Source organism: Micromonospora sp. CPCC 205539, from assembly GCF_036906815.1.
GTDB lineage: Bacteria > Actinomycetota > Actinomycetes > Mycobacteriales > Micromonosporaceae > Micromonospora.
In genome coordinates this window covers 144,645-157,895 of record NZ_JBAKHW010000011.1, presented here as the reverse complement: position 1 = coordinate 157,895, position 13,251 = coordinate 144,645, and the positions used below count along the sequence as shown (strand labels likewise).

Annotated in this window: 7 protein-coding genes; 1 reads left to right on the top strand and 6 read right to left on the bottom strand. The window is 71.3% G+C overall.

The features are described from left to right. The first annotated feature begins 30 nt into the window (after positions 1-30). Complete coding sequence (gene pgm / locus V6V47_RS12570; protein WP_334628333.1) at positions 31-1,674, top strand: phosphoglucomutase (alpha-D-glucose-1,6-bisphosphate-dependent); 1,644 nt, start codon at positions 31-33, stop codon at positions 1,672-1,674. A gap of 13 nt (positions 1,675-1,687) precedes the next feature. Here pgm and V6V47_RS12565 read toward each other — a convergent pair whose 3' ends face one another. From V6V47_RS12565 to V6V47_RS12540, 6 genes are all read right to left on the bottom strand, one after another. Next, entirely contained in the window at positions 1,688-2,602 is a 915-nt protein-coding gene (locus tag V6V47_RS12565) for an NAD(+)/NADH kinase (protein ID WP_334628375.1), read from the bottom strand. A gap of 108 nt (positions 2,603-2,710) precedes the next feature. Next, positions 2,711-5,815 (bottom strand): M14 family metallopeptidase, encoded by a 3,105-nt coding sequence (locus tag V6V47_RS12560; RefSeq protein WP_334628332.1) that lies wholly within the window; start codon positions 5,813-5,815, stop codon positions 2,711-2,713. A gap of 141 nt (positions 5,816-5,956) precedes the next feature. After that, on the bottom strand, positions 5,957-7,636 hold the full coding sequence (locus tag V6V47_RS12555) for a nucleoside-diphosphate sugar epimerase/dehydratase (protein WP_334628331.1): 1,680 nt from the start codon (positions 7,634-7,636) through the stop codon (positions 5,957-5,959). Positions 7,637-7,912: 276 nt separating this feature from the next. Further along, positions 7,913-9,184: a glycosyltransferase family 4 protein gene (locus V6V47_RS12550; RefSeq protein ID WP_334628330.1), complete on the bottom strand. Its 1,272-nt coding sequence runs from the start codon at positions 9,182-9,184 to the stop codon at positions 7,913-7,915. Next, positions 9,181-10,449, bottom strand: coding sequence for a glycosyltransferase family 4 protein (locus V6V47_RS12545; RefSeq protein WP_334628329.1), 1,269 nt, complete (start codon positions 10,447-10,449; stop codon positions 9,181-9,183). The genes V6V47_RS12550 and V6V47_RS12545 overlap by 4 nt, the downstream gene beginning before the upstream one ends. Positions 10,450-10,466: 17 nt before the next feature. Continuing rightward, positions 10,467-13,247 carry an O-antigen ligase family protein gene (locus V6V47_RS12540; RefSeq protein ID WP_334628328.1) on the bottom strand — a complete coding sequence of 927 codons (2,781 nt, stop codon included), beginning with the start codon at positions 13,245-13,247 and terminating at the stop codon, positions 10,467-10,469. Positions 13,248-13,251 lie beyond the last annotated feature (4 nt).

Below are 13,251 nucleotides of genomic sequence, written 5' to 3'. Positions count from 1 at the left end.
CGACCCGTACTTCCCGAGGAGGATCCCGCAGTGACCCACCCCCGTGCCGGCCAGCCAGCCGAGCCCGCCGACCTGGTCGACGTGCCGCGCCTGGTGACCGCCTACTACGCCGAGCATCCGGACCCAGCGGACCCGGCGCAGCAGGTCTCCTTCGGCACCTCCGGCCACCGGGGCTCCAGCCTGCGCAACGCGTTCAACTCCGACCACATCCTGGCGGTCACCCAGGCGCTCTGCGACTACCGGCGGGAGCAGGGCCTCGACGGCCCGCTCTTCCTCGCCCGGGACACGCACGCGCTCTCCGCCCCGGCCGCGGTGGACGCTCTGGAGGTGCTGGCCGCCAACGGGGTGACCGTGCTGGTGGACAGCCGCGACGGCTACACCCCCACCCCGGCGCTCTCGCACGCGATCCTCACCCACAACCGGGGGCGCACCAGCGGGCTCGCCGACGGCATCGTGATCACCCCGTCGCACAACCCGCCGGACGACGGTGGCTTCAAGTACAACCCCACCAACGGCGGGCCGGCCGACACCGACGTCACCCGGTGGATCCAGGACCGGGCCAACGCGATCCTGGCCGCCGGGCTCAAGGAGGTCCGCCGGGTCACCTACGCCCGGGCCCGCGCCGCCGACACCACCGGGGAGTACGACTTCCTCGCCACCTACGTCGACGACCTGCCGGCCGCCATCGACATCGACGTGATCCGGGACGCAGGAGTCCGGATCGGCGCGGACCCGCTGGGCGGGGCGAGCGTGGCGTACTGGGGCGAGATCGCCGAGCGGCACCGGCTGGATCTGACCGTGGTCAACCCGACGGTCGACCCGACCTGGCGGTTCATGACCCTGGACGGCGACGGCAAGATCCGGATGGACTGCTCCTCGCCGAACGCGATGGCGTCGCTGATCGCGGCCCGCGCCGCGTTCCAGATCTCCACCGGAAACGACGCCGACGCCGACCGGCACGGCATCGTCACCCCGGACGCCGGCCTCATGAACCCCAACCACTACCTGGCGGTGGCGATCAGCCACCTTTTCCGTACCCGCACGAGCTGGGGTCCGGCCGCCGCGGTGGGCAAGACGCTGGTCTCCTCGTCGATGATCGACCGGGTCGCCGCCGACCTGGGCCGGCCGCTGCTGGAGGTGCCGGTCGGCTTCAAGTGGTTCGTGCCCGGCCTGCTGGACGGGTCGGTCGGCTTCGGCGGCGAGGAGAGCGCCGGCGCGTCGTTCCTGCGCCGCGACGGCTCCACCTGGACCACCGACAAGGACGGCATCCTGCTGTGCCTGCTCGCCGCCGAGATCCTGGCCAGCACCGGTCGTAGCCCCAGCGAGCACTGGACGGAGCTGGCCGAGCGGTTCGGCGCGCCGGCGTACGCCCGGATCGACGCCCCGGCCAGCCGGGAGCAGAAGGCGGTGCTCGGCAAGCTCTCCCCGGAGCAGGTCACGGCCACCGAGCTGGCTGGTGAGCCGATCACCGCGACGCTGACCAGGGCACCTGGCAACGACGCGCCGATCGGCGGCCTCAAGGTCACCACCGAGTCCGGCTGGTTCGCCGCGCGACCGTCCGGCACCGAGGACGTCTACAAGATCTACGCCGAGTCCTTCCGAGGCCCCGACCACCTCCAGCAGATCCAGAAAGAAGCGAAAGACCTGGTGGACGATGTCCTAGCCCAGGCCTGACCGCCCCGAAGGGCTAGCAGCGGGGTGGGATCTCCCGTTGGTTGTCGCGGCCGCGAAGCTCGTCGGGGAGGAGTTCGCGGAGTTGGTCGGGGAGGAAGGGTAGGTCCAGGAGGCTCATCTTGAGCTGGTTGCGTTCCTGGTGCCGCAGCGGGTCGAAGCGCACCACCAGGCCGGCGTTGCGGCGGTAGCTGATGTCCACGGTCCCCTCGCTCGCCGAATCCCGGAACACCACCCCGTCCATCTCGACCACCACCGCCGACGAGTGGGGCTCCAGCTCCAACTGGATCTTCTCGTTCGGCGAGAGCACGATCGACCGGGAGATGCCGGCCATCGGCGCCGACGGGGTCACGACCACCGCGTCGGCCGCCGGAGAGATCAGCGGACCGCCGGCGGCATAGCTGTACGCCGTCGAGCCGGTTGGCGTGCTGACCACCACCGCGTCGGCGCGGTAATAGCCGTACCGCTGGCCGTCGATCGCGAGAGTGGCGGTGACGAAGCCGGAGCCGGGCTGGCGGACCAGCGCGATGTCGTTGAACGCCACCACGTCGTCGCCGCACACGTCGCAGGCGAGACAGGCGTGCGACTCGATGGTGAAGTCCTTCGAGAGCAGACGGCTCAGCGCCTCGGGCAGCGCCGGAGGCTCGATCTCGACCAGGAAACCGAGCCGACCCAGGTGGACGCCGAGCACCGGCTTCGGGTCGAGGACGGCGGAGCGCAGGGCACCCAACATGGTGCCGTCACCGCCGATGCTGATCAACGCGTGGGCACGGACGGCCACCTCGTTCTCCGGCACCGCCTCGACGCTGGCCGGCACGCGGTGCCTGTCCTGCGCGCGCACGTACAGCGTCTTGTGGTGGCGTGCCGCCCACCGTTCGATGATCGCGACCACCTCGGTGACATCCCGGGTGGGGTGCAGCACCAGTCCCATTCCCCGCCCCGACACCCGTACAGCTCATCACATCAGGGTCGGCCGCGCCGGGTGTACAGCGAAGGTGCGCCGACGGTCCGGGGACCGCCGGCGCACCCCCGTGCCACCTCAGCGGCGGGGCCGGCCGGTGAGGTGGGTCAGCGAACGGGCGACCAGGTCGTCGCGGGCCGCCGGAGCCAGGCCCTCCAGCCCGAAGCCCAGGTAGACGGTGTCCTTGGTGACCACCACCGAGCCCTCCTCGAACGCCTGCTGGCTACGCGCCCAGTCGTTGGAGTTGCCGCCGGAGCCGGCCGGTGGACCGGCCACCGTCCAGCCGCCCAGATCGGCCGACTCGAACGAGGTGTCCGCCACGGCGGCCCCGTTCACGAGCACCCGGGCGTCGTCCAGGAAGACGCCGAGGCCCTGGGTGCCCCAGTCCGAGGCGTACGAGATCGACAGCTCGACCTGCTTGCCGGCGTAGCCGGACAGGTCGACCACGAACTCCTTCCACCCGCCGGAGGCGCCGGTCGCCGCGTTCCAGCTACCGGTGCTACCGGTCGGCGAGCAGTCCGCACCCTGGTAGTGGCTGATGAACGGGTGCAGCTCGTCCCAGTCACCGGCGCAGCTGTCCCCGGTGACCGTGCCGGTCTTGCCGTTGACGTCCGGCAGGGTCGTCCAGGCGTCGGTGCCCACCTCGTGCGCCTCGACGAAGAGGAAGTCCCAGTTCTCCTCCAGGTCGTACGAGGTGAAGAAGCGCAGTTCACCGCTGCTCGCCCCGGTCAGGTCGACGGTGCGGGTGAGCCGCTTGTACGACTCGTCCGCCTGCCCGCTGTACAGGTACCAGTCCCCGGTGCGCGGGTCGAACGGTGCACTGCCCGGGCGGGTCCAGCCCACCGGCGCGGAGCTGGCGAACTGGGGGAACTGGTCCGGCGGCAGGAACGTCGAGGTGGTCAGGAACGAGGCCGTGTGATCCTGGTTCTGCGCCGACCCGGGGGCGTTGAGCTGCCCGCTGAACCCGGTGAACCCGGGGCCGTCGCCGGCGACCGGGTACGGCTCACCCTCCGGCGAGGTGCCGCCGTCGCCCACGTAGGTGAAGGCGCCCAGCCAGTACTGCTGGAAGTCGTTCAACAACGGCAGGCAGGTGGCGTCGTCGGCGTCGGTGCACTCCGGCGGCGCGTCGGGGTGGTAGACGTACGAGCCGTTGGCGCCCTGTGCCAGCAGCGCGTTCTTGCCGCTGACCAGCAGCTTGCCGCCCTCGTTGAGGTAGTCCCGGACGGCCAGTTCGGTGTCCAGCGCGGCCCGGGCAGTGGTGCCGGGGACCTGGCCGGGGGAGCGCAGGATCACGTCGTCGCCGGTCTCCCAGACCACCGCCCGGTAGTGCGACAGCACCCCCAGCGGGTGTGGGGCCTTGCGGCCTCGGGCGTCGAAGTCGTACACGTCGCTGCTGCGGCCGGCCCGAGCCAGCGACGTGGCGACCTCGTCGGCGTACTTCGCGGTGCCGCCGGTCTGTGCCGGGCTCAGCCCGGTGACGTCCTCCACGGCGAGGACCAGCACGTCGCCGCCGATGTCGTCGTGCACCCGGTAGGTGAAGTGCGCGCTGGCCACCGGGCCGGAGCGGGGCTTCACCCCGGTGAACCACACCTCGACGCGGTCACCCGGCCTTGTGCCGGTGACGGTGCCGCGCAGCTCGGCGTAGTAGTCGTCGCCGGTGTCGCCGTACCGCTCACCGCCGCGCCACTCGCGGACGGTGCTGGTCTTCGGCCGGCCGCCGTTGACGGTGTAGTGCATCCGGACGTTCTTGAGCGCCCGGCGGGTGATCGAGGCGACCTGCTGGGTGCGCCCGTACGAGGTGTCGAACGTGTCGACCACGAAGTCCGGGGTGCTGCGGCCGACCACCGACACCGGGTCGTCCGGGTCGGCCGCCGACGTCGCCACCGCCAGCGCGAACGGCAGGTTCTTGGCCACCTCGCCGGCGATCAGGCCCTCGTCGTCGGGGAAGATGAAGTCGCTGATGCAGTCCTCTGGACGCCACTCGTCGTCCGGGTCGACACCCGACGCCGAGGCGCAGGTCGACATCTCCGGGGTGAAGCCCAGCGTGCCGTAGCGGACCGTGGCGTGGCTGTCGGTGTCACCGTTGGTGGTGTACAGCTCGGCGGAGATGTCCGGGTCGTAGCCGGGCACCGCCGGGTGCGCGTCGTCACCGGCCATCGCCTGGTAGATCACGTCGTCCGGCGTGGGGGTGCTGACCTGCCAGCCGACGCCGTAGAGCAGCAACTGCGCCGCCGAGTGGTAGTTGACGAAGAACTCGAAGCCGACCCGTTGGAACAGTCGGTCCAGAGCCTTGGTCTCCGGCTCCGAGTTGGGCGCCGGGCCGCGGTAGGTCTCGCTGTTGGGCTCGGGCGAGGAGCCCTCGTTGTCGTACCCCCACTTGTAGCTGAAGTTGCGGTTCAGGTCGACACCGTCGACGGTGGTGATCTGCCCGTCACCGTCGTTGTCGCGCAGGTTCTTGCGCCACAGCCGGTTGCCGGGGGTGAAGGTGTGGTCGTAGCCGTCGGGGTTGGCCACCGGCAGGAACCACAGCTCGGTCCGGTCCAGCAGGCGGGTGATCGCCTTGTCCCTGCCGTAGTTGTCGAGCACGTGGTGCATGAGCCGACGGGTCATCTCCGGCGTGATCCACTCGCGGGCGTGCTGGGCGCTGCCGTAGAGCACCGCGGGGCGGCGGCCGTCCGGCACCGTACGGGCGTTCTTGGTGACCTTGACGGCGAGGATCGGCTTGCCCTGCTGGGTCCGACCGATCGTCTCGAGCTTGGCCAGGCCCGGGTGGCGCGCGACGGTGGCGGTGATCTCGTCGCGGAGGCCGCCGGGCTCGCTGTAGGAGCGGAACGCCGACCAGCCGGCCGCCGTCTGCTCGCGCAGCGCCTGCGACGCGTCCTTGCCGCGCACCTTCTTGACCGTCAGGGGTACGCCCTGGCCGGTCAGTCGCTTGGCCTGCCGACGGCTGAGCACCGTCTCGACCTGGGTCTGCCCACCCGCGTCGGTCACGGCGTCGTGGCCGAGGTCGACTCCGGCGGCGCGGAGCTGGCCGAGTTGCTTCGCGTCGAGCGTGCCGACGTACACCTCGAGACCGTCACGACCGCCCGGGTCGGACGGTGGCCGTGCGCTCGCCGGTGCGGTCAGCGCCAGTGCGCTGACCAGGGTGACCACGCCAGCGATCGCCAGTCGTCTCGGTCTCATCGCGCCTCCTTGGGGGAAGGACCTGTAGGCGCGAGCCTTCGGGCTGGCGTAAATGATGTCAATAGTTCGATGGGTGTCAGGTCGCTGACCGTGTCGGCGTCGGTGCCACCGGTGATGGCCGGGCTGCGCGTTCCGCGGGGGTCAGCTCGCGCGGGGCGTCGGGGCGATCGCCACCGCGGATCGCCGAGCGACGCCCTGGGGTTGACCGCACAACCAGGCGAGTCGATCGATGATCTTCTCCGGGTCGTCGAACGGGTCGAGTGTGGTGATCTCGGCCGGGTCGAGTGGAGGCACTGTCACGTGGGAGATGAGCGGGTGCAGCGGGCGGACGTCCTGTTCGCCGGCGTTGATGAGGTCCTCGTGGAGTTTCTCGCCCGGCCGCAGCCCGGTGTAGACGATCTGGACCGGCCCGGGTGCCTGGGCAGCCAACTGGCGGGCGATGTCGTCGATCCGTACCGGCTCGCCCATGTCGAGGACGAGCGCCTCGCCGTCGCGGCCGATGCCGGCGGCCTGGAGCACCAGGTGGACCGCCTCCTGCACGGTCATCAGATAGCGCGTGACGTCGGGATGGGTGACCGTGATCGGCAGTCCGGCCTCGATCTGTGCCCGGAACGCCGTGACCACTGAGCCGCGGCTGGACAGCACGTTGCCGAACCGCACACTGAGGAACGTGCCGTCGTGTACGGCGCCGGCGTGTGCGGTCAAGCGTTCGGTGACCCGCTTGGAGTAGCCGAGCACGCTGATCGGGTTAGCGGCCTTGTCGGTCGAGATGTTCACGAACTTCGCCACGTCGCGACACGCGTTCAACACCGCCTGCGTGCCCCAGACATTCGTCTTGACCGCCTCGCCCGGGTGTCGCTGGAGCAGCGTGAGGTGCTTCAGGGCCGCCGCGTGGAAGACGATGTCGGGCCGGCGCTCGGCCACCACCCGACGGATCCGCTCCTCGTCGCGGAGGTCGGCGAGAATCAGCTCGGGGCTGTCCAGCATCGCGCGGCCGGACAGCGACAACTGCAGGGCGTGCAGGGCCGACTCGTCCCGGTCGAGCATCATCAGCTCCCCGGGATCGGCCCGCATGATCTGGCGGCAGAGCTCCGAGCCGATCGATCCGCCCGCACCGGTCACCAGGATCCGGCGTCCGCGCAGCTCCGATTCCGCGTTGGTGAGGTCGCCGGTCACCTGCCGCCGTCCCAGCAGGTCCGCCATGTCCGGGTCGCGGACGTCGTTGACCGTGATCCGGTGGTCGACCAGTTCCCGTACGGAGGGGAGGACCTTGAACGCGGCCCCGGTCTTCAGCGTGCTCTCCCGGACATCGTTGATCAGCTTCGAGTCGGCGTTGGCGGCCGAGAAGATGACCAGTTTCGCTCCGGTGCGTCGCACGGCGGTGTCGATGTCGTAACGGGAGCCGAGCATGCGGACCCCGGCAAGAGACAGTTGGCGCTTCTGCGGGTCGTCGTCCAGCATGCCGACCGGCAGGAACTGCCCGGCCGGGTCGCTCAGCATGGCCCGTAGGAGGCCCTGTCCGGCCGAGCCCGCGCCGAAGAGCAGGACCGGCTCGGCCCGGCCGGCGTCCGGGCGCAGCGTACGGTCCCTGCGGCTACGGTAGGCCAGCCGGACGGCGAGCATGACGAGCAGCGCGATCGCTGCGCCGACCAGGGGCGTGCTCGCGGGTACCGGCCGGGCCGCCATGGGCACCAGCGCGACCAGTACGAGGAACCCGGTGATCAGGGCCGTGTTGGCGAGCCCCTGCATCTCCTCGACGCTGCCCACCGGGTGCCAGCCGGAGTACGTCCGCCGGATGGCGGACACCGCGACGTGTGTCACCGCGGCGACCAGACCCATGCCTATCGCGCGGGCAAGGGCGGGGCCGGTGAGCGAGAATTCGAAGCGCGCCCACGCGGCGATGGCGAAACCCGCAATCCAGGCCAGAGTGTCCGCCGCGAGGAAGCCGCCGGTCAGACGGGGGTTGCGACGCGACCGACCGGGGCGCGTGGGGCTTGTCCCCGAGCGTTGCATGAGAAAACTCCTGCTGCGGTAGCGGCGGCCCGTCTGGGGACCCCTGCGGATGGCCTGAGATGTGTCAGACCCAAAATAATCGGCTTATGAGCGGTTTGCGGCTTCTTGCGGACTTTGCCTGACTTTCGGGTCAATAGTCCGTCTTTGCCGCGCCGCTTCTTGAAGCACCTGCTCGAACCGCTCGAAGAGCAGATCCCGGTCGAATTCGGTGGCCGCGACCACGCGGGCCGCTGCCCGCGCCGCGGCGGTCCTCGCCGGATCGGTCACGAACGCGCCGACGAGCGTCGCGGCTGCGGCGGGATCCCCTGCGGGCAGTACGAGTCCGGCGCCGCTACGCCGCAGGACGTCGGCGATCCACCCCTCGTGGTTCACCGCGACCGGCCGACCGGCAGCCCACCCGTCGAAGACCTTGTTGGCCGAGTTGGCGTGCAGCGCCGGTTCGTCCCGCACCGTCGACACGGCCAGGTCGCAGGCGGCGAAGAACGCCACCACCTCGGCCTTCGACACCTGGTCCAGCAGGAAGAGATTTCGACCGAGGACTCCAGACTCGACTGCCAACGCCCGCACGTGCGCTGCCTCCGCGCCCTGCCCGACGAGAGCCACCCGTACGTCGGGGTGGTCCCGACGGAGCGTCGCCGCCATCCGGACCAGGTAACCCACGTCGTTGACGAGGCCGAGCGTCCCCGCGTACAGGATCAGAGGCCGGCCGCCCAGCCATGGTGTGCGATCCCGTAACGCTCGGCCCGCCGTGTCCGCGTCGGCGAACAGGTGGCGGTCGCAGCCGTTGGGGACGACGGTCACCGTCGCGCCGGGGCACCGCGCCCGAACACCCGCCGCCATTCCGGGCGACAGCGCCACGACGTGAGCGGCGTTGCGGTAGGCCCAGACCTCGAGCGTCGTGGCTGCACGGCGCAACAGCGGCGACCGCAGGGCACCCAGCGCGATCGGCACCTCAGGCCAGAGGTCGCGCACCTCCAACACCATCGGCACCCGCCGACGCCGGGCGGAGTAGACGGCAGGTATGGCGATGGTCAGCGGCGTGCTGGTCGCGAAGATGACGTCCTGCTCCAACGACGCCGCCCGCGCGGCCGCCAACCGGGCGAACTGGCCGAAGGCCGAGATCCGAGCCCGAAAGGACATCGCGTTGCGGTAGGGAACCGCCGCCCAGTGCACCACGACGCCCGCTTCCACGGTGGTTCGCCAGGTCGGCCCGACGTCCGGTACGGAGTCGGTGTCGCTCGTCACCACGTGCACCTCGTGGCCGCGTTGCACGAGACGCCGGGCGAACTCGTACGACCGGGTGCCTCCGGACATCTGCGGTGTGCGGAAGTACTGGTGCAGGTAGACGATCCTCACCCGTCCGCTCCGCTCCCGCGCAGCTCGGCCCGATCGCTCGTCAGCCGCTGATAGCACTCCTGCACGATGGCGACCTGGCGCGACCAGGACTCCGAGGTCTCGATGAACTGTCGGTTCTGCTGCTGTAGTCGGGGCTCCAGCGGACGGGCGGCCAGGAAACGTTCCGACAGCGCGGCCTCCAGCGGCCCTACGACGATGTCGGCCCCCATGCCGTCCGCCACCATCTCGTGGTACGGCGGTAGATCCGCCAGCAGGAGCCGGCAGCCAGCCAGGGCCGCCTCGAGCACCGTGCAACTGCGCTGGTCGAAGCGGGGAACCGAGATGCTCACCTCGCTCGCCCGCATCAGTCGGAACGTGTCCTCCGGGGTCAGAGGCCGGTCCACGACCGTGACCCGACCCGGCAGGCTCGCGGCGAGATCGTGGGCTTCGCTGACGCATTTCCGCTGTGCCTGAGCCGCTGCCGCCTCGGCGGGACGGTGCCCGGCCAGGACGACAAGGTGGAGATCGGGTCGGGCGGCGGCCACTCCGGCGAAGGCCCTCAGCACCTCCGAGGTGCGGTAGACGGGGCCGGCCGTCCGGGCCGCGAAGAGGACGGTCGCGTCGACCGGGATGCCGAACTGCCGCCGTACGACGTCCTTGTCTACCGTGTCCCGCAGCTCGAACAGGTTGTCGGCCACGCCCCAGGAGACGGTACGGGTCCGGTTCGCCGGTATCCGGTAGCGCTGGAGAATCTCCGTGCGGACCGATTCCGCGGTGGGCAGGACGAGGTCGGCGCGGTGCAGGGCAGCTCGGGCCACCCACCGGCGGACCCGGGACCGGCGAGCGGACTGCAGGTCGACGCCCCAGGGCGTGATGACCCGGGCGGGTCGCCGTGGTGCCAACAGGGAGAGCAGACCCGCCATCCCCACCGAATGCACATGCAGGACGTCGGGGTCCGACTCCCGTACCTGCCGACGTAGCCACCAGCCGACGGCGGCGAGCTGCCAGACCGCACCCCACCGCCCGTGTCGGGTCCGGCCGGTCCCGGGCGCGACGCGCAGGTCGACGCCGTCGATCGGCTCCGCGCCGAGCCAACTCGCGGCGATCACCGGGTGGCCGCGCTCGGCCAGCGCGACCGCCCACTTGCGCGCGTGCTGCGAGCTCGCGCCGCAGAGCAGCAGCACCGACGGAAGCACCGCGGAGGAGTGATCATCCGTGGCTGCCCGCCTCTGCCGCGGCTTGTCGAGACCGCCGGCTCGTGGCTTCTCGGGACGCGTCGCTGTCACTTCGGACTCCTCCACAGTCAGATCAGCACCTTGTCGACGTTCGCCCGGCTGCGGCCGGCGTCCTGGGCTCCCGGGCCGGGGGCCGGAACCGGTCGGCTCTGCCGCACCGGCTGCCGCGGCCGGGCAGGGCGACTGTCGGGTGCCTCGCCGGGCTCGGTCCGCGGGCGTCTGGTGGCGATGGCCAGCAGGAGCACGAACGGGATGAGCACCGGAAGGGTGAGCAGCGGCTCTCCGAACAGGCTGCACGCCCCGACCGCGACCATGCCGAGCACCGCCGCATCCGCTGTCGGGTCGCCGGCGCGCAGTCGCCGACGGACCTGGCGGATCACGAGAAACAGCAGCCCACCCACGAGCAGAGCACCGACGAGCCCGGTCTGGGACAGCACCGTGAGGTAGGTGTTGTGCGCGTGGTTGAGATTGGCGAGCTGCACGTCGACCACCGACCCGGTGACCTCGGGCTGGAAGTACGCCGGCAGGTGAGCGCGGAAGTTCTGGAAGCCCACGCCGACGAGAGGATGGTCGGCGGCCATCCGTAGGGCGCTTGCCCAGAGGTCGAGACGGACGCTGCTGGAGCTGTCGAGCCGCCCGTCCACCGTGGTATAGGAGATCCGCTCGGCCACACCGTCGGGCACCAGCTGGATTCCGGTCAGGCCGACGGTGATGACGACGACCATCCCGGTGAGGGCGAGGGCCACCGTGCGCCGGCGCTGGATCACGAAGCAGAGCAGGAGCAGAGCCCCGCCAACGTACGTCGAACGGCTGTAGGACAGGACCACACTGACGATCACGGCGATGGTCCCGGCGACGGTCAGTGCACGCGCCGCGCGGGACATGCCCGACCGGATCCCGCCCAGCAGGACGGCGAGCGCCAACAGCAACATCGGGCCCCAGGTGTTGTGGTTCAAGCTGCTCAGCGAGTCCGCGACGTCGGGGTTCTCCTTCACGAGGGCGGGCACCCCGATGAGCGCGAGTCGGGCGTGGACCAGACCGACCGCGGCAGCGGCGGCGGCGAACACGAGGAGAACGTGCCGGGACCGGGTCCGGGCGCTGTCGACCAGCGGTATGCAGGCCAGCGGTATCGCGATCGCGGCAACCGAGCGGAACGCCTGGTCGGGTTGGTTGCCGGTGGTCACACCGAGAGCAAGGAGGCAGGTCAGGCCGGCCACGATGAGGATGGCGGGAGCGCCCCGACGGGCCAGCCGGCCGTTGAGCAACGTACCGATCACGGTGCAGAGGATCAGCGTGAGCAGGTGCGTGGTGGTCGGTGCCACGTCGAGGGGCAGTTGTGACGCCGGTACCGCCACGGCGACGCAGTAGAGGCCGATTCCGGGCCGGGCGATGACCAGCACCAGCAGGGCGAAGGCGGCCAACCGGAGCAGGAGCGTGGTGTCCTGGACCGTCACCACGCCGGCCGCCGTGCCGGCGAGGACCACACCGGCCGCCGTGCCGGCGATCATCACGCCGGCCCGTGCGGGCGCAAACCGTAGGCGTACGCGATCCCGCGTCCCCGGTGACGCCCGGCGGCCGGTCCGGTGGGTCTCGCCGCTGGTCGTGTCCCGCCGCGGGTGGCGGTCCGGCCGGCACCCGAGGAAGGCCCAACCGACGACCAGGCCGTAGAGGGTGTATCCCGCCGACACGGCGAGGCCCGCTCCCGGGGCGCCGAAGCGGGGGGTCAGGAGGACCATGGCGAGCAGCCCGGCGGCGGTGGCGCTGACGGCCGCCAGGGTCGTCGGGCCGGGCCGGTCGAGGGCCGTCAGATAGCTCTGCGCCGTACGGGCCACCGCGAGCACGATGAGGCCGGGCAGCATCGCCCACAGCACCGGTACCGCCGGGGCGAACTGCGGCCCGAAGAGCAGCGGGAAGACGAGCGGGGCGCCTGCGGCCAGCAGCGCCGCCCCGGCGGCCGTGATGAGCAGCGTTCGCATCGACATCCTGCGGACGGTGTGCCAGTCGGCGCCGCCGTGCGCGACCGCCGGCACCAGGATGAGGCTGAGCGCCACCGGGAGCACCAGGAGCATCTCGGCGAACGGCACCGCCACGGAGTAGACGCCGACGGCACCGGCACCGGCCAGCAGGTGGAGGGTGGGCACCTGGCTGCGCACCATCGCGAACTGGGCCAGGTTGGGTGCGTAGGCCCGACGGGAGAACGACCAGTACGCCGTGGCGTCCCGGGGTGGGCCGGGGTCGCGGTCCAGCGGCAGCGCGCGGACGAGCAGCACCAGCGCGCCGCTCGCCTGCCCCACGAGGTACGCGCCGATGACGGTGTCGGTCTCGGCGCGGCCGACCCCCGCCAGGACGGCGAGCAGCAGGCCGTACACGACCAGCCCACCGATGACGGTCATGTTGTAGACCGAGGCTCGGCTACGGCCGATCTCCGCCGTGCCGAGCAGGGCGGAGAGCAGCACCACGGGGCCGAGGGCCAGGGTGAGGCCGAAGGTGACTGGGTCCAGTCCGAATCGGACCGCCGGCCCGACCAGCACGGCCAGCACCCCCCAGGCGGTCGCCGCGCCGACGCCGACCGATCCGACGTGCCGAAGGGTGCGCCACACCGTCCGACGATGGGCCGCGCCCGATCCGCCGGCATACCGGAGGTTGCCCGTCTCCATTCCCAGGCTGAGGAGGGCCCCGAAGATCGAGGCGCAGGCGAGCACGACCGCCACCACTCCCCGGTCGTGCGGGCCGAGCACCCGGGCGGCCAGCACGCCCGTCGCGAGACTGATGGCCAGGAGGAGGATCCTGGACCCGACCGATCCGGCGGCGGCGGCCGAGACGTCGCTGTCGGAGGAGCGTGCTGGCACGTCC